The 18,323-nt window shown below is 47.2% G+C and carries 16 protein-coding genes; 3 read left to right on the top strand and 13 right to left on the bottom strand.

The features are described from left to right. Window positions 1-41 precede the first annotated feature (41 nt). Complete coding sequence (locus LBCZ_RS01315) at window positions 42-860, top strand: Cof-type HAD-IIB family hydrolase (RefSeq protein ID WP_032958980.1); 819 nt, start codon at window positions 42-44, stop codon at window positions 858-860. A 221-nt stretch (window positions 861-1,081) separates the two neighbouring features. Continuing rightward, on the top strand, window positions 1,082-2,452 hold the full coding sequence (locus tag LBCZ_RS01310; RefSeq protein WP_025013594.1) for an FAD-dependent oxidoreductase: 1,371 nt from the start codon (window positions 1,082-1,084) through the stop codon (window positions 2,450-2,452). Between the two features lie 126 nt (window positions 2,453-2,578). Here LBCZ_RS01310 and LBCZ_RS01305 read toward each other — a convergent pair whose 3' ends face one another. The 11 genes from LBCZ_RS01305 to LBCZ_RS01255 form a co-directional block, all read right to left on the bottom strand. Further along, window positions 2,579-3,268, bottom strand: coding sequence for an ABC transporter ATP-binding protein (locus tag LBCZ_RS01305; protein ID WP_010492914.1), 690 nt, complete (start codon window positions 3,266-3,268; stop codon window positions 2,579-2,581). 4 nt (window positions 3,269-3,272) lie between these two features. After that, complete coding sequence (locus LBCZ_RS01300; RefSeq protein WP_025013595.1) at window positions 3,273-4,334, bottom strand: ABC transporter permease; 1,062 nt, start codon at window positions 4,332-4,334, stop codon at window positions 3,273-3,275. Between the two features lie 4 nt (window positions 4,335-4,338). Continuing rightward, window positions 4,339-4,845 carry a TetR/AcrR family transcriptional regulator gene (locus LBCZ_RS01295; RefSeq protein WP_025013596.1) on the bottom strand — a complete coding sequence of 169 codons (507 nt, stop codon included), beginning with the start codon at window positions 4,843-4,845 and terminating at the stop codon, window positions 4,339-4,341. A 443-nt stretch (window positions 4,846-5,288) separates the two neighbouring features. Further along, on the bottom strand, window positions 5,289-6,041 hold the full coding sequence (locus LBCZ_RS01290; protein WP_025013597.1) for a GH25 family lysozyme: 753 nt from the start codon (window positions 6,039-6,041) through the stop codon (window positions 5,289-5,291). A gap of 21 nt (window positions 6,042-6,062) precedes the next feature. After that, window positions 6,063-6,215, bottom strand: coding sequence for a YvrJ family protein (locus LBCZ_RS14425; RefSeq protein ID WP_010492908.1), 153 nt, complete (start codon window positions 6,213-6,215; stop codon window positions 6,063-6,065). Beyond that, entirely contained in the window at window positions 6,208-6,756 is a 549-nt protein-coding gene (locus LBCZ_RS01280; RefSeq protein WP_025013598.1) for a sigma-70 RNA polymerase sigma factor region 4 domain-containing protein, read from the bottom strand. Before LBCZ_RS01280 ends, LBCZ_RS14425 begins: the two co-directional genes overlap by 8 nt. 420 nt (window positions 6,757-7,176) lie before the next feature. After that, a complete protein-coding gene (locus tag LBCZ_RS01275) occupies window positions 7,177-8,031 on the bottom strand; it encodes an AraC family transcriptional regulator (RefSeq protein WP_039639649.1) in 855 nt (284 codons plus the stop codon). Between the two features lie 143 nt (window positions 8,032-8,174). After that, window positions 8,175-10,490, bottom strand: coding sequence for an MGH1-like glycoside hydrolase domain-containing protein (locus tag LBCZ_RS01270; protein WP_039639651.1), 2,316 nt, complete (start codon window positions 10,488-10,490; stop codon window positions 8,175-8,177). Window positions 10,491-10,603: 113 nt separating this feature from the next. Next, complete coding sequence (locus tag LBCZ_RS01265) at window positions 10,604-11,977, bottom strand: amino acid permease (RefSeq protein WP_032958986.1); 1,374 nt, start codon at window positions 11,975-11,977, stop codon at window positions 10,604-10,606. A 98-nt stretch (window positions 11,978-12,075) separates the two neighbouring features. Beyond that, window positions 12,076-13,524 (bottom strand): amino acid permease, encoded by a 1,449-nt coding sequence (locus LBCZ_RS01260; protein ID WP_025013600.1) that lies wholly within the window; start codon window positions 13,522-13,524, stop codon window positions 12,076-12,078. 33 nt (window positions 13,525-13,557) lie between these two features. Next, on the bottom strand, window positions 13,558-13,902 hold the full coding sequence (locus LBCZ_RS01255; RefSeq protein ID WP_225423313.1) for a beta-galactosidase small subunit-related protein: 345 nt from the start codon (window positions 13,900-13,902) through the stop codon (window positions 13,558-13,560). A 95-nt stretch (window positions 13,903-13,997) separates the two neighbouring features. On the opposite strand from LBCZ_RS01255, the gene LBCZ_RS01250 reads away from it, so the two are divergent. Further along, window positions 13,998-15,050 carry an IS30 family transposase gene (locus LBCZ_RS01250; protein ID WP_039638840.1) on the top strand — a complete coding sequence of 351 codons (1,053 nt, stop codon included), beginning with the start codon at window positions 13,998-14,000 and terminating at the stop codon, window positions 15,048-15,050. Between the two features lie 81 nt (window positions 15,051-15,131). On the opposite strand, the gene LBCZ_RS01245 is transcribed toward LBCZ_RS01250, so the two are convergent. After that, a complete protein-coding gene (locus tag LBCZ_RS01245) occupies window positions 15,132-17,054 on the bottom strand; it encodes a glycoside hydrolase family 2 TIM barrel-domain containing protein (RefSeq protein ID WP_225421720.1) in 1,923 nt (640 codons plus the stop codon). Between the two features lie 68 nt (window positions 17,055-17,122). Then, a complete protein-coding gene (locus tag LBCZ_RS16275) occupies window positions 17,123-17,809 on the bottom strand; it encodes a sugar-binding domain-containing protein (RefSeq protein ID WP_225421719.1) in 687 nt (228 codons plus the stop codon). Between the last annotated feature and the right edge of the window lie 514 nt (window positions 17,810-18,323).

The following is an 18,323-nucleotide window of genomic DNA, read 5'->3' as shown; positions in this document are numbered from 1 at the left end:
TTTTCCATGCTAAGCTGACTTCAAGAAGGGATGTGACTGCCATGTTTCGCTTGATCGCAGTCGATTTGGATGACACACTACTCGACTCGCACAAGCAGTTGTCGTCGACCACCATTCGTGGGTTGAAGGCAGCGCAGGCTAAGGGGATTAAAATCGTACCGTGCACCGGGCGGCCGTTGCCGGGCGTTCGAACCACGTTGGATGCTTTGGGGCTGCACGGAGACGATCAGTATGTCATTGTTCAAGGCGGCGGGGTGGTACAAAGTACTAACGGCAAAATTATTGCCCAAAAGTTTCTGAATCATCAGGATTATCAGGATTTTTCGACTTTTGCGACGCATGTTTCGGCGGCCGGGATCGATAGCAACGTGATTACCCCTGCTGGCGAAGTGTATACGGCTGATCGTAACATCAGCAAGTATACGGTTTTGCAGGCGTGGGAAAACCATGCCGGGATTAAGGTGCGTGAGCCTCAGGAAATGCCGAATGATTTTGTGATCGCTAAGGGCTTGTTGCTGGGTGAACCGGAAAATCTCGCTAAAATCCAACCGCAAGCTGAGGCCGAGTTTGGCAATCGTTTTACCGTCATCCGCAGTATGCCGTTCATGCTGGAGATTATGCCCCGCGGTGTCAACAAGGGCTGGGGATTGGCACAGCTGACCCAGTATCTGGGCTTGCAACCAGCAGACGTGATCGCTTTTGGGGACGAACATAATGATTTAGACATGTTTGATTTTTCCGGCACTAGCGTTGCAGTCGCGAATGGTCAGGACGTTGTTAAAGACCAAGCTGATTACGTCACCGCCAGCAATGACGAAGATGGCGTGGTCCAGGCATTGAAGCATTTCAAAATCATTTAAGTTTTACTTGGTTAACTAAATCATCGTGGAAAAGTGCTGTAGACAAGGCAGATAACTGCCCTTTACAGCGCTTTTTTGGTACACTTGATTTAGGTAAAGCTAAAATAAAATTGTACGATAATTAATTGCAGTCAGCCATTGACGTTATATTGTAACTATTCTAATATAGAGATGGAATCGCGAGACTGAATGCGGTTACTACATAAGAGGAGGAATTTATTGTGGACAAACCAAAGATTATTGTTGTTGGAGCATCACATGGTGGTCACCAAAGCGTTTTGGAGTTATTACATCGGTATCCGGATGCTGATATTACCATGTTTGAAGCGGGTGACTTTGTTTCCTTTATGTCATGTGGAATGGAACTTTTCCTGGAAGACCAGGTGACGGACGTCAATGACGTGCGGAACTTCCGCCCGGATGATTTGATCAAACGCGGTGCCCATGTCCTTAACAATCATGAGGTCACGGCGATCAACGCTGATGTCAAAACGGTGACCGTCCGCGACACGAAGAATGGCACGGCACAGGACTACCCTTACGATAAATTAATTCTGAGTTCCGGCGTGCGGCCGAATTCATTGCCAGTTCCTGGTAACGACTTGAAAAATATTTTCCTGATGCGCGGTTACGACTGGGCAACCAAAATTAAAGCAAAGCTGGAAGATCCGGCAGTTAAACATATTACGATTATCGGTGCCGGTTACATCGGTATTGAAGCGGCCGAAGCCAGCCGGAAAGCGGGCAAAGAAGTCACACTACTGGATATCATTGATCGGCCATTGGGCACTTATCTCGATCCTGATATGACCGACATTATCGCCAAGGAACTTACCGATAAAGGCGTTGAGCTTAAACTCGGCGTCAAAATCGAAAGCTTCGCCGGTGACGGTGCCGTCAGCGCCGTGAAAACCGACGCGGGCGATGTTGCGACGGATCTGGTCATTCAAGCTGCTGGGGTTAAGCCGGCAACGGAATGGCTGAAAGGTACTGTTGACCTTGACGACCGCGGCTTCATTAACACGGATCCATATCTGCGCACCAACCTGCCTGATGTTTACGCTATCGGCGACGCAACGCTGGTTTACGGGGTTGCCGCTCAGCAAAAGGTGCCAATTGCACTGGCAACGGTTGCCCGGCGTGAAGCACGCTATCTGGCGGCTAACATTTTTGCAGAACATCCGGCGCGTCCATTTGGCGGCGTCGTTGGCTCCAGTGCGTTGAGCGTTTTCGATTATCATTTTGCGGCTACCGGTCTGAACACGTTCACAGCCGGCCGCTCCGGGGTTAAGGTTGACACTTCGTTCTATACGGATACTTTGCGCCCGGCATATGTACCGGAAGGCAATGGCAATCCACCGGTTTGCGTCAATCTTGTCTTTGATCCGCAAACCCATCGACTGCTCGGTGGCGCTGTTTTATCAACGTACGAGGTCACTGCGCAAGGCAATGTCTTGGCGCTCGCCGTTCAACATGGCTTGAGCCTAGAAGATTTAGCCGAAGCCGACTTCTTCTTCCAACCTGGTTTTGATCGGCAATGGAGCCTGCTAAACCTAGCTGCGCAACACGCATTAGGCGAACCACGCTTTTAATCGACTATTGTTTATTTGACAAAAGGCATTTGGGCTAGTGCCTTTCATCAGCCATGCAAAAAGGACCAAGCACTTTTCAAATTGTGCTTGGCCCTTTTTCGTATGACTCAGTGTGCCGCCACAAACTTACGCAGCGTATTTCGGTGCGCCTTCTTTTAACTGGCCATCGAGCAGTGTGAACTTTCGATCCGCAAACTGTTCCAACCGGACATCGTGGGTGACAACGACGATAGCCTTGTTGTGTTTGTGGGCGAGGTCAGCTAACAGCTGGCCGACGATGGCGACCCGCGGGCTATCCAAAGCCGCGGTCGGTTCATCGGCGAGCACGATCGCTGGATCCGGGTAAAGCGCCCGGGCAATAGCAACGCGTTGGGTCTGGCCCCCTGATAATGATGCCGGATATTGGTTCACCAAGTTGGCAATTCCTAAATCGTCTAGTAATGCTTCCAAGGCCTCGTGACTGAGGTTGCCTTTTGGCTTGATCTTATCAACCAGCTTAAACTGTTCGCCGACCGTCAGATAAGGTACTAAGTTGTAAGACTGAAGCACAAAGCCGATGTTATCTAGACGTAGGGCATCGCGCGCCTTGCCGGACAATTGTTCAAGATTCTTCCCGGCAGTCGTGACCACCCCTTCAGTCGGCGTTTGAATACCGCCGGCGATGGTCAAAAATGTACTTTTACCTGAACCGGACGGACCTAATACCAATGATAGGCTGCCAGAATCAGCGCTAAAATTGACATCCTTGAGTACCTCAACGTTGCTTGTCGGGGTCTTGAAATTTTTAATAATGTGTTTTAATTCGATTGCTGACATAACATCAACCTCCAATGGCGGTAACGGGATCGACTTTTAAGATGGTGCGGATGGGAATTATTGAGCCGAGGAAACCAGTGAGCAAAATGCCGATGACGATGGCGACGTTAAGTTGAGGCGAGAAGATCATCGGGACGCCCATCGGCATGAACTGCGCCGTGATGGCCGTCAACGCGCCACCTAAAGCCAGACCTAATGTGACCAAAATCAAGGCTTGGGCAATGGTCGTGATGACCAGCGTCCGGGATGGCACGCCCTGCGCCCGCAGTACTGCGTAGTTTGGCAGTTTTTGCATCGTCAAAATATAGAGGAACACTGCGATGACAATCAGCGAAATCACGAACAGAAAACCGATCATAAAGGTAAAGGTGCTATTTTGGGCCGAATACCCAGGCAGTTTCTGGATAAAGGTATTCGCTGAGTAAGTCTTCAGGTCGCTGGTGTTGACTTTAAAGTTATTCGACTTGGAAACAATGCCGCTAGCCGTGAAGGTGTTTGGCAGATTATGCAAGGTGCGCCAAGCATTCATCGTGCCGTAAACAACCGGGGCAACACTCATTTTGGCATTCTCGGTAAAACCGACAATCGTATAGCGCTTGCCTTTCGTGCTCAACTTAACCTTGTCGCCAAGTGCATAGCCTTTATCTTTGAATTCCGAATCCACCACAATCTGATGGTCGCTCTGAGCTCGATGACCGCTGACCAGCTTCATGTCCTTGCCAATATACTGATCCCAGTCAAGCCCGATCATGGTCGAGCGGATTTCGTCATGCTTGCTGCTGGTCGCGACTACGCCGATTGTTCCGACGTAAGCTTGCGACTTGCCTAAGTTGAGATCTTTGGTTTGCTGAGACGTCAGGAGTGACTGGCTTAAATTGATATCCGAATCTTTTGCCAACACCACCCGCGACGTGTCCCACGAGTTAATCGCCTGCGTGTTCTGTTGCGATAACCCGTTGGCCAGTGCGCTGAGAATGAACACTAGGTAGGTGACCAACAGCATCATCGCGACGATCAGGCCGTAGCGTAATTTTTCATGCCAGATTTCTTTTAATGATAGATACATTGACTCACGACTCCTTCACGTGCAGCTGTAAAAGAGCTGCTTTCAAGTTTTTCAAAATTAAATCCGCCTGCTCCGGATTAGCTAGGGCCCGGGAAATCGCGCTGTGGCACAGCGTTGTGACGGCCCACTCAATGGCATTGGCAGCAATCGGCGGTTCGCCAACCGACACCATGCCGCTATTCTTGGTAAAATGCAGCCGGATAAAATCGCGATCCTGGCTTTCATCAGCTTCCTGCAGAAAAGCAACCGTAGCGGCATAAGGATCACGCCGCATTTCCGGCCCGGCGATCCCCGTGTGTAAGCGCCCAATCACTTCTTTAAAAGCGTATTGATACGCATCCTTCAAATCGCTGAAGTACTTATAAAACGCGCCGCGAGCGATGTCGGCCTGCTTGACGATCCGCGCGACTTGCGCCTGCGCCAATGGATACTTGGAAAATTCAGTTACCAGCGCAGCTAAAATGCGTTGTTGTTTATTTTCATCTAAATGTTCAAACGTTGATAAAACCATCGTTATCCTCCTTGGTGACACCGTGTCACTTCTTAACATCCTGTAGTCTACACGGAAGGTGACACCGTGTCAACACTTTGGTAAAGAAATTTTCATTTGAGTGATCTCCAAACACGAAAACTGTTTAGGCAATTGTTCTCTTGCCATGCCAAACTCCGCAATCTCCGGCCAGCTGGGGCTGGAACGCTGTGGGCACGACTTAGAGCCTCTGCAAAATCGGCAGAGTCTCTAAGCTCGGCCTTGTACTACGCCGGGAAGACCGCCCGGCTTGTACAACTTCACAGCTGAGCCCCATCTGGCCTACGATTGCTCCGCTTTGGCACTATGTTCTTTAATACTTTTGACAAACTTTCTCAGACGAAACAAAAAGCAAACATTTTCCAACCAATGGATAACGTTTGCTTTTATATTACGTCCGCGAACTGTGTCTCAACTAGTCTCGCCTAATTCAATCGCAACTGATCGCCGGGATGAATCACGCTGTAAATGGTTTTGCCATTCAGTGCAGCCAAGTTGTCCATATTCAGGCCGTATCGATGCGCAATCGCCCACCAGCTTTCGCCTGCCTGAACGCTATGATACCGGACGGTGGGCGCTCGAACCACGCCACCGTTGAGCTCGCCTGAAAGCCTGGTCGTGTAGTGGCCGAAGAAATCATAACTCATGTCGACGCCCAGCCCGTGAAAATTGTTGGTAAACTGCCACGTGCCCACATTGTCGATCCCTGGCTGATCAACGCCATAACTCGCAATCCATAAATTCTTAGGAATCAGCGCCACCCGATCAAAACGGTCCGTTTTCATCCAGTTGGCCATTGTATATAGATCCGTGTGTGGATACCTCAGCGACTTGACCGTTTGAATGAATACATTCGTCAAGCCGGTCAGGTCACCGGTTAATTCCGGTGCTTCCACATCGGCCGCCATCACACTTTGCGTCGATACCCCAAGCGCCCGCGCCGCCAAGCCGAAAAATCGGCCTTCCGCAACCGCCTCGGCGCTATTGCGATAATGCGCATAATGATACGCATGCACCTGCATCCCCATCTTGCGTCCGGCTGCCAATTGTGCCGCGGCCTTTGGATTCTGATAAGTGGTGCCTTCTGTCAGCTTCACCACCATCGCCTTGACGCCAAAATCGGCCAACTTACGAAACCAGCTCTCCGAATCCGGCTGCCAACTGCTGACATCTGCCATTAAATCGCCATCTTTTCCCTCCTATCTTTCGTGCTTGCCTTCAAGCTTGACCATAAAAGTGCCCATATTCGTAATCAGCGTATCGAGTCGCCGCTCAATCCGCGTGAGTAAAATCACGGCAATGACAACACCAACTGCCTGATCCAAAACATACGTTAATAATTCCTTATCCATTTAAAAATTCCTCCAATTCGAGTTGCCGATATTTCGCCTGTATTTGCTTGCGCACTTTTAAAACTCGTTGCCGACTGATCTGCAACTGCCTCGCTATGCCGGTATCAGCCAGTCCGGCTAGTCGCAGCTGCAAAACCCGCCGTTCTACCGGTGTCAAAATAGCTTCAAGCTGGCGCAACTGCAGCTTCAATTCCACTGACTGCTCCAAGCTAGCGGGTGACGTGGCCACGGTGGTCGTCTGCAACACTGCCGCATTGGCCGGTGCTTCTTCCAACTCCCGCCGATGCCGAACTTTTTGCATCCGTTGCATCAACGTGAGGAAAACAAACCGCCACGCCAGCTTGTTAAACTTGGTAATCGCGGCCTCGTGCGTTAACGGATCGCGATACCGGTTGAAGTAGTTGAGATACACCAACATTCCCTCATCGCGCCAATCCTGAAAATCACTATGATGCGGGCGAATGCCCAACTTCGCTAATGCCCCGTAAACCACGGCTTGGTGCTCAAGAAACAACGAAAATCCTTTCTGTGCTACTGCCATCCTTCATCCAATCCGGCGCCTCATGTCTTTCGATATCGATAGGCGTAGTTTAGCGAATGATGAAGGGAGTTGTCTGATCGCAATGAAGTGGCGTGAAGGTTGGTTTAATAAGGATTGGCATTATTCGTTGGGATTGGTTATTTGAAAAAGGTTGTTGTGGCGGTATTTTGCTGGAATGTATTGCGCAGAAAATTTTTGTTCAATTGTTTGTGGGAACAGTTACATTGAAATTTTGGACAAGAAAAAGCGAGTCCAGGGAATTGCCCCAGACACGCCTGTTCTCGTAACATATGCAGCCAACTTGGCTTATTTTAATATGGCTACATTCCGTCTTTACCCGCAGAAAATCAGCCAGTACGCGGCGATCTGTTTTGAGCTCAACTGCACTAATATTTGCCAGATCAAAATGATGAGCCTTGTTCAATCAATCTTCCGCGGACTCAACTCACCGCTCGAAATTGCCTTCCGAAAAGCCGAGGGCGACATGCTTCGCGCCTTCATAAACGCCTTTGCGAATTGCGGATAGCTGGTAAACCCGACTTTGAGCGCAATATCGCCGATCGCATCGTTGGTATTGCGCAACAACTCGATTGCCTGATTAATCCGCAGCTGCATCAAATAACTTTTCGGCGAAACGCCGAGATTGCTCATGAAAATGCGGTAAAGATAAGTACGCTCGACTTTAACGCGTGCTGCTTCGTCATCAATTCTCAGCGTGTTATCCGCATACTCATTCTTAAGAATCTCAACGGCTTGCAACACATATTGCTGAGTAGGAAGCACACCCAACCGCGTCTCTTGTTGATAATCCTCAACCAAGGCACTCACAATTTCATAAAACTTCCCCAAAGCGCCATACAAATGGTCACCGCTAAAATAGTCGTAAGCCTCGCCAAATAAGCGATCCATTTGATGAACATCTTGATGCCTATAAACAAAATTGGTCTTCCCCAAACCTGCAGCTTTAAAAACGGCCTCAGCGCCTGACCCGCGAACGCCGATCCACCGATAACTCCACGGGTTGCCAATCAAGGGATAATAGTTGTTATCCGTAAAAGGCGGGATCAAAAAGCCCTGCCCGCGTGACAACTGGTGAATTTCGTTGTTAATAAAGAACAGCCCTTCGCCTTGAAGAATAAAATGCAGCAAGTAGTAATCCAGCTGTTCATACTGATAAGGCGCCCGCGGATGAACGTCCTCATACCCCTCTTCAAAAACCGACAGTTCCGGACACACAAACTGATCCGTTCGCAGCCACTTGTTTTCCTTAAACATAATTCGAACCCATTTCTTTCTATAGCGCTTACATGACCATAGCTTAACACTTAGAACCAGATTTCGCGCTCTGTTCCGTTATATTTTTAAGGCAAAAAAATAACCATTGTGAACCTTTTACGGATCGCAATGGTTATTTGTTGTTAGAGACGTTCGTTGAAAGCTGTTTGGGATGAGGTTTCTTCGGTGCCGTAAATGTTGTGGTGGAGCATATAGTAGACACTTGAGGACCAGCTAAAATTCATGGAATTGAGTCCATTCCCGTTTAACGGATTGTAATTTTCACGAATAGGGCCGGTGCCATTCAATCCCTGGGCATGATCAAAAAGTTTGTCAGTCAGCGCCAAAGCATCCTTGGTATACCCATAATTTTGCAACCCTTCAACACCAAACATCGCCTGGTCCAGCCAAACCGGTCCACGCCAATATTTCGTCGCGGTAAATTTCTTGTTATCGCGCGAGGTAGTTGGCAAAGGCATGTAAGTATTGAACATCTTTTTGTTCATCATGACCTTTTCAACACCTTTTGCATGACTTGTTGTGGCTAAGTTAGCCCAAAGTGGAATCCAGCCTTCAGTTCCCTTGCCGCGATTGCTCAGCAACATAGACTGCTTCCCATTCACCTGGCGATCGTAATAGAATCCGGTCTTTTGATCATAAAAATCTTGGTTGATGACCTTTTTGAGGTTTGCTGCCTCAGCCGTATATTTGGTCACATCATCTTGTTTCCCTAGGACTCTCGCCATCGAGGTTAGGTAACCTTTCTCCGCATATAAGTATGCGTTAAGATCGACCGATTCCTGATTAATGGAATATCCGACCACCTTGCCATCGCTATTCTTATCTTCCCTAATTTTAACGCCTTTGTCCGTCTTGCCAACACCCTTGGCATCAAACCGAACGGCATTATCCATTCCGGATTCCCACGCCGAAGCCAGAATAATCGCCTTAGTATCTGGCTCCTTCTTGCCTTTAATTTTCTTAAAATGTAATGGGTCAACTGTTGCGCCGTATTCAGCCAACCCATTCTTGTTGAAATCACGATTTGTGTACCACCAATTATGATAAGCAACGAGCTTCGGATACATCTCCGCAAGAAATTGCTTGTCATGGTTCTGTTGATATACCTGCCACACTGCCCATGCAGCTAATGGCGGCTTAGAATTGCGTTCGTTCCAATTAATGCCGTCACCGCCACGCTCTTTGTTCTTGTTGTAGAAAATGGCGTCAGGAATCATCCCGCTATCTTGAGGACGCACTTTATCACTGGTTTGAATCTGATAATCAAACAAAGCGCGAATCGTATTTTCCGCCAAGGTTGGATCAATTTCGGCTACGGCAGAAGCTTCTTTCCAAGAGTCCCAAGCCCATAAGCCCACAAACCACTGATCGGACATCGATGGAACAATTCCGTCATGCTTTAAGGCTCCTGCAGGACTCATCCAGTTATTGATCAACGTCTCGACGCTTTTAATGGCGACCCGATCGCGTTTCTCTTTCTTCTTCACATTCTTTTGGTCAGAAGAAACAGCTTTGTTGAGGTAATTGTTCCAACGGGCTGCATTTTTTTCAAAATACTGTTTTGCATTGGTGAAGTAATCTTGATAGTTCGCTATTTCTTTTGCTTGTTCTGCTGCATTAAAGACATAGGACTCTACCGTATATAAATCAGTTGTCCCTTTTGCAGCTAAACTGATCGAGTCTTTCATACTACTTTTGTACTGGTTGCCAGTAATTGTCGTTGTGACTGGTCGACTGTATGCCACAGTCACCTTGTTTTGATCGGTCGTCATGTAATAATTGTCATTACGAACTTTCTGGAAAGCAACTTGTACGCCGTCATTCGTCGCTACAAAATGCTGTTTTAAAGAGATATCCTTTTCCCCAGCACGTAATTTATTGATGATATCCCCTGTCCAAGCACATTTGAGATCTAACGATTGCTCGGTTCTATTCTTTAACGTTGTTTGGATGAGCGCCGTCCGATTTGAAGTAAAAATCAAATTTAAAGTCACTTCAAGATCCTTAAACGTGTAAATCTGATTTAACCGTCCGGGATACGATGTGAATGTTGCCTTGGCATTTTTAAAACTGTATTTTTTACCAGTCTTGCGGTTAACCAAGTTGAGCTGCGAAAGCTGGTGCGACAGATTTACCGGATATTCTTCAGCGATAATCATTGGGCCAGGAAAACCGCCCAAGGTCGACGCAACCCGCTTGATTGGCTGATAATAGCCATGCCAAGCTCCTAAGTCTGAAAAATGTGAATACTTGTTAGTCGAAACGTCTTTATTTGCGGAATAAATATGTTTAGTTGGGTTCCCTCCAACATTTAACAGATTCGGATAATCGTTGATGGTATCTGCATGTACGACTGTCCCACGAGTTAACATGATGCCGCAGAAACATAAAATGAGACTCGCACAGCCAACAACCACGTACTTAATCAGCTTCTTCATTTTTTCCTCCAGTGGTTATTCTGATAAACCTCTTTAACCTTACCCTCGTAAAACTCGGAACTTTTTGAAATTGCGTTTATTTAAGTGACCTATTCCAAAATAGCTTCAAAATACTAGCGCCGTTCCCGGCGGCGTGTTAAATCAATCTGGTCAAGTGGAATCAGTTTTGTCTTATTTTTAACTTTGTAATAAACAAACAAACCGATAAATAGTGGAATCGACATATAGGAAATCAAGAGCCGCCGCCAAGCAAAACTAGTTAGCGAACCAATATCCTGACCAATGATCACAATCAAACTCATGATCATTGCAAGCACTGGTCCGATCGGGAACCATTTAGCGTGATAGGCCAACTCATTCAATGAATGACCTTGCTTGATGAATGCCCTACGAAAACGAAGATGCGAGATCGCAATCCCTAACCATGCCAGAAATCCGGTCAATCCTGATGCTGCCACTAATAATTGATACACACCCGGGCCCATGATGCTGGTCAAAAAAGTCATACCACCAACCAGTGTGGTCAAAAGCAACGCAGCAATTGGTACGCCACGACGATTCGTCTTTTGAAAAATGCGGGGTGCAAACCCTGAGCCTGCCATCGCCCATAGCATGCGAGTCGAAGCATACATCCCCGAGTTGGCCGAAGACAACACCGATGTTAGAATCACAGCGTTCATAATACTGGCTGCTCCCGCCATCCCAATTCGGTTAAAAACCAATGTGAATGGGGAAATGGCCACGTCGTTGACCGAGGAACCAAGCAAATTGGGACTGGTATATGGGATGATCGCTGCGATGATGGCAATCGACAAAATGTAGAACAATAGGATACGCCAGAAAACCTGTTTGATTGCCTTGGGAATGCTGGTTTCCGGAGTCTCACTTTCTCCCGCTGTAATACCAATCAGTTCCGTGCCTTGAAAGGAAAAGCCTGCTACCACAAATACCGAGAGCGTTGCGGGCAAGCCTCCGACAAAGGGTGCTGCGCCGGTTGTATAATTCCCCAAACCAACCGCACCATCACTGCCCATAATACCAACAATGGTCAAAACACCAACACCCAAGAAAACAATCACGGTTACAACTTTGACCAAAGATAGCCAGTACTCGGTCTCCGCAAACGACTTTGCAGAAACAAAATTGATGACAAAAATCAGCGCAAGGAAGCCAACCGAGATGACCCATCCCGGTAAATTGGGTAACCAAAAGTGCATCACAATCGCGGTTGTTGAAACATCCACTGCTAAGGTAATCGCCCAATTGAGCCAATAATTCCATCCCAGCGCAAACCCCAAAGCCGGATCAACAAACCGACTGGCATATTCGGAAAACGATCCCGAAACCGGCGAATAAGTGGCCATCTCACCAAGACTGGTCATCAAGAAAAAGACCATCAAGCCAATCGCAATATACGCAACGATTGCTCCGCCCGGCCCAGCAGTAGCGATTGCACTCCCGCTAGCAACAAACAGACCGGTGCCAATGTTCGACCCCTTTTATCTTCCTCAAAAGCAGCTCAACGCACCAACATGGCCTCGGTAATTACCGCGACCATGTCCATTTTTTTAAATTGAAAATCAACTTAATGGGATACTGGTTCAGCCTTTGCCAGCCGTTCGCGTTTTTCATAGCGATCCCAATATATCCATGCGACACCCATGAAAATGACCACACCAAGTACGTTGTATAGTAACGTGCCGATCGGGCTAGCAGTTCCTTTTGGTAAATGACCTGCCAGTTCCTCAGCAATCAGATGCGGGTCAGGCACAGTGGACATAAAGAAGACGAACAGGAAAACGCATAGCAGGAAAATCCCTGCAATCAACCCGACTGTTCGATTACCAAAGCGAAAGTCGCGCGGCATATCGTCTTTCTTCCATCGCAACATGATATAAGCAATCAACAGGAACAAGACTGGCAGTAAGGAAGTTGCGGCGGTCATGTTGATCAGGGTTTCCAAGAAGCTATCCAGATTACCAATGCCAAGCGCTGGCACGATCAGCGCATTCGTTGGATTACCTTCCTGATTGGTTTTGACCATCCATTTACCGAAGACACCTTCAGGAATTTCGGAGAAGAAGACTTTAACCGGCGCTGCTGTCCATAGGGCTAGAGATCCCAAACTCCCAATAAAGAGAATTAATCCAACGAGCCGGACCATCACATTACCAGGAATGTTAAAATGCGTGCCTAAAATCTTAAAAATATCAAAGATCCCATTGGAGAAGTTGCCGGCCAAAACCGACTTTGGAACAACGAAACCAACCGCGATAGCACCGAGAACATACATTAAGCCCACAATAAGGGTCGAAATAATCATGGTGCGTACAAAGGTCTTGTTGCCGCCTTTCGTATCCTTGATATAAACACCGATACTTTCGCCACCACCAACGGCCTGCAAAATCCACGCCATGGTCATGAAAAATGTCCAGTTAAACGTCGGGGTGATTGCCTTCATACTGAAGTCTTGAGCAGGCTTTTCGCCCATCCCCATGACGACCACAAAGGCAAGGACAACAAAGATCACGCCCATCAGTAATCGCGCAGTTCCGGCAAAATTGGTGACAGTCGAAATCCACGAGACCCCCTTAATACAAACCCACGTGGCTAACCAGAACAAAACAATTGACAGAATTGAGATAATTTTCGTCCCCATAGCCCCGCCAAAAACGTTATGGCCTAGCAACGCATATGAGCCATAAATCAGGGTGTTAGGCAACAATGAAACAAAGAAAAACAAATTGACGAAGAAATACGACCATGCTCCCAGGAAAGCGAACTTACTACCCAGTACGCTTTCCAGCCAACTATGCACCCCTGACTCTTTATCAGAGTTAGCCGAAGCAAATTCAGCAATCATCAAAATGAACGGCAAGAAGTAGAAAAGGCTGCCAAAAATATAACCGGGAATTGTTGCAAGGCCAATTTGAATGCTGTTGTTGACGATGCTCGGAAAAGCAAACACCGCCGAGAAAGTCATCAACATTAAAGCAGCCGAACCTAAACGCTGCCGTGATTTATCTTCTGACATTGGAAAACACTTCCTTTCTTTATGACGTTTTCACTAATTCGCCTTGAAGTTAAAACCAAGCTCAAAATCATCAAACTTGCAGCGATAACGCTTAAGTTGATCCTGGCCACAAGAATTCGTCCCTAAACCGTTTTGCCGGAAATCCAAATACAGGTTCAGCCTATCTGATTGTTTAAGATCAATCGTGTGCTTCGCAGCCTCCAGCGTTTCATCAGCATAGTTAGACACACTGAAGTTCAGTGGTTTTGTCATCGTCAACGTCAGATGATGTTGGCCATCTGTGAGTGCAAGTCGATCTGTATCCATATGATTGCCATTTTCCTGCGGCTTCACATAGTTCACAAACAAATCCGCGCATTTTAGAATCAAGTTAGCCACTGTCTCAAAATTTTTTGGACAATAAAAAACATCAAGAACAGATATCCTGTATCATTGAAGTTCCTACACAAACAATGGAAGAGGATATTGTCTTGATGCAGAAACAGGATAGCACACACCGCCAAAAAGGTCAGCACTTAACATCACTCGAGCGCGGAAAAGTGGCCGGATTCCACCAAGCTGGGAAGTCCAATCGTTGGATTGCTGCTGAAATTGGCGTCTGCCCGCAGACCATTAATAATGAAATCAAGCGAGGTACAGTAGATCAGGTCAAGAAGAGTAATGGCAAGCGCGTCTACCATCGACAATACCTGCCAGAGGCTGCTCAGGCACGTTACGAGACTGCACGCTTGAGCTGCCATCGTCCTGACAAGTTCGCCAGCGTACAGGTCTTCTTAGCCTGGTACGTACAGCGAGCTAAGCAGGACAAATGGTCGCCGGATGCTTCGATCGGCTATGCCAAGCGACACAAGCTGTTTACTCCTGAAGAGCTTGTTTGTGCCTCGACTTTGTACCAGTACATTGACGACCAACGCCTAGAGATTCGAAATATCGACCTGTTGGAGAAGACTAAGCGGAAGACCTCTCACCAGCACCACACCAAGGCTAAGCGCCTGGCTGGCCGCAGTATCGAGGAACGGCCTAAGGTCGTTGAACGACGCAGGCAGTTCGGTCACTGGGAGATGGATACCATTGTCGGTAAACGCAATGGCAAGGAGAGCGTCATCTTGACTCTGATTGAGCGCAAGACCCGTTGCCAACTTCTCCGCTTGATCGAAGGACGAGATGCAGACTCTGTGAGCTATGCATTGCGTGGAATCAAGCGCGAATGGGGAGCTTGCATCAAGACCATCACAGCCGACAACGGACCCGAGTTCACCGCCTTAAATACTGCTTTTGCTGGGACGGAAACTGAGATCTTCTACGCCCATCCTTACACGTCCTGCGACCGTGGCACCAACGAGGCACATAACCGGATGATCCGCCAGGACTTCCCTAAGGGCATGTCCTTAGATGACATTAGCCCTAGTCAAGTGCAGGCCACGCAAGACCGCTTGAATCAGTTGCCTCGCAAACAACAGGGCTACTGCACACCCCAGCAAAACTTTGAGGCCGAAGCTCGGCGCGTTCGCCGCATGGCCCAGTAGTCTCTCTAGCGCCACAACTTCTATTTGATAACGGCCTGTTCTGGGATTGTCCTCAACGACTGGCTAACTTGTTCTTGCAATTTACGTCACAAACAAATCGTCAACGCTACTCGTGAAGTGACTATAATATGCTGCTTGGTGTGAGTCGCGATAGTTTTCCGTAGGGCCCAGGCCATCATAGGAGACTTGTTGATAAGCTTTCGGCAAGGTCATTTTGACCCCGATTCGTGCCAGCATCTCCGGAGCCATATCGCGTTTGCCACTCGCCTTGCCTACGACATCAAGGTCAAAACTGCCATCTTGATGAATGGTATATTGTTGCTGGATCATGTAATACCAACCGCTATTGGTCGTACCCACTTGCTTGGTTAAGCTAACAACATAATTGCCATTTGTTTGGGGCTGCAAATGAACTTCGCGGGTACTCTCATGCCAAAGATTCAGGAAATATTTGTTGTAATAGTCATCCAGCAAATACATGTCGTTGTCGATTGGCGCACGCCAGAAGTTCATCTTAATCCCGTCGCGAATTAGGTCGCTTCCAGCATGACTCAGACTGAAAGTTCCCTTGATTTTATCGAACCGGTATTCGTAATCCCCGCCCGTCACCGTGATCGTGGTGTTATCTTCGGTTGCCTGTAACGCGGTCGTCTGTTGATGAGCCACTTGAAATTTTGGCCGTTGCAGATTGATGACTGATTGTGACAATACCGTGCCGGCATCAGCCCAAGCGGTTGCTTCCTTGAGTTCAATGAGTAAATGCAGGTTATAAATGGTTTCAGCGTTAAACTTTGGCAATTGAATACCTAATTTAACCGTTTTAGCAGTTCCCGGCTGAATAGTCGGTAAATCAAGTTTGCCTTTTGCGACCGTCTGACCGTCAGCTTCCAGCTCATAAGCAAAGCTGAATTGATCCGAACTCAGAAAATCAAGCCGGTTCGTAATCGTTATGGTCTGCGTTGCTAAGTCACGCACCGCTATCTGGAAAGGTTCAAACGTCTTTTTAACTTCAGTCAATGCTGTCGATGGGTTCCCATCCGGGTGAATCAAGCCGTCAATACAGAAGTTGCCGTTGTTAGGTTGATCACCAAAATCACCACCATATCGGTAATAGGTCTGATCACCTTCCTTAGTCGCAACGCCTTGATCAAACCATTCCCAGATAAAACCACCTTGCAACTGCTTATGACCGTAGAAAAGATCTTGATATTCCTTCAGATTACCAGGCCCGTTACCCATTGAATGGGCATATTCGCATAAGATGTGCGGCTTTTGAGTTTTCTGAAGAACATCCGCCATCGTCATCTTGGTATCATGTTCAAGCCAAGTGTACATAGTCGAATAAACATCGCTGACCTCAGCCTCGAAATCGCCTTCGTAATGAACTAGACGCGTTGGATCTTCGGCTTTACAGTAAGCTGCCATTGCCCGGAAGTTATCCCCAAAAGCAGACTCGTTGCCAAGTGACCACATGATGATCGATGGATGATTCTTATCGCGCTGTAGCGTACGGCGCATCCGATCCACGTATGCCGTTTTCCAGCGCGGATCATCAGTAATCCAGTCATAGCGCTCGGTCAATTCAAATCCGTGGCATTCAAGATCAGTCTCATCAATGACATACATGCCTAATTCGTCACACAGGTCATAAAAGTACGGTGCTTTTGGATAATGTGACGTGCGGATCGCGTTGATATTGTGACGCTTCATCAAAATAATATTCTTTTTGAAATCAGCTTCAGACATGACCCGCCCCTTAGTAGCGCTGTAATCATGCATGTTGACGCCCTTAAACTTAATTGCTTGCCCATTGACTAAAAAAGTTTTGCCATTCAACTCAATCTGGCGAAAACCAACCCGTTGTCGTACTACCTCAAGCGGCTGATCGTCCTGCAAAACCGTCATGGTTAAATCGTATAGATGCGGTGCTTCAGCGGACCACGCTTGAATGTTGTCAATAGTCGCATCCAAAGAAACATCAGCGGGTAGCGTTTGATCTACCAACGTTGCACCGTCTTTAGTTAACTCATAGTGAATTTCTGACGAGACACTACCCGTCAAAGTCGGTGTGACTACCAGTTCGCCGGTACGTATGCATTCGATAGGTATGTGCGAATACGAACATCATAAAGGCCGTTTTGTGGGCGCGAATAAAGGCTCACGTCGCGAAATAGTCCACTTAACCACCACATATCCTGATCTTCAAGATATGTACCATCCGACCATTGAACGACTTCAACGGCGACCGTGTTGGCTCCTTGTTTCAACGCCTTCGTAACGTCAAACTCGCTTGGCAACCGTGCGCCTTTGCTATATCCAATAAACTTGCCATTGAGATATAGCTTAAAAGCAGAATCGACGCCATTAAAGCCAATGATATATTGTTCATTTGCTGCCACTTCATCTACCGTAAAGGTTCGCCGATACAGCCCGGTCGGATTTTCCCGTGGTACAAAGGGTGGATCAATCGGAAAGTTATACCAGAGGTCGGAATAATGCATTTTCCCATAACCTTGCAACTGCCAGTTACTTGGCACAGGAATCTGATCCCAGTCATGATCATCAAAGTCACTCGCCATAAAATCTGCAGGCGCATATTCCGGCGCGTCTAAGAATTTAAACTGCCATGTGCCATTTAGTAATTGGTAATGCCGCGGTTGTTTGTACTCACCTGGAAAGAAAGTTTCGAAATGGCTTCGTGGCGCCATTCGATTAATGTCGGTTAATTCAGGTTGCTCCCATAGTTTTGCTGTTGTCATCGTGCTCCTCCTCATCAATGTGCTGCCTAGCAATAAAACCGGTCTTATACGCGTAATTTTTAAACATGCTGGTTTTGTTTGCGCTTTCATAATACGAGCAAATCGGCTGGTAAAGAGCTATGTTTGTTGCTAAAAAATGTCATTATGTTGTTTTTAAGGGGGCTCTATTTTTAAGGAAATCTTTGCATGATCTTTGATTTCTTCCTAAAACCCTATTAGAATGCCAACCAGTACTCGTGAGTTCCAAAGAAAAATTTGCGCAACATTAGAACATATACTGTCGGGGGGCTACATTCGGATTTTCGAAACGATCTATAGTACTTCGGAACGATGAACTCAAAAATGGTCTAGTCAAATTAATGTAGTTTGATGAGCACACAAATATGCCAACTCGACACAACAAGCGACATCAAACCGTTTCATCAATTAGAGGAATCTTGTAGGGTAAATCCACAGAAAATGATTTTTAGATTATGTCAAAAAGAAACGGTTTTTGCTTTAGTTTGCGCGTTGG

The sequence above is a fragment of the Lacticaseibacillus casei DSM 20011 = JCM 1134 = ATCC 393 genome, from assembly GCF_000829055.1.
GTDB lineage: Bacteria > Bacillota > Bacilli > Lactobacillales > Lactobacillaceae > Lacticaseibacillus > Lacticaseibacillus casei.
Note: the sequence above shows the minus strand (reverse complement) of the source record. Positions and strands in the feature narration are given on the sequence as shown.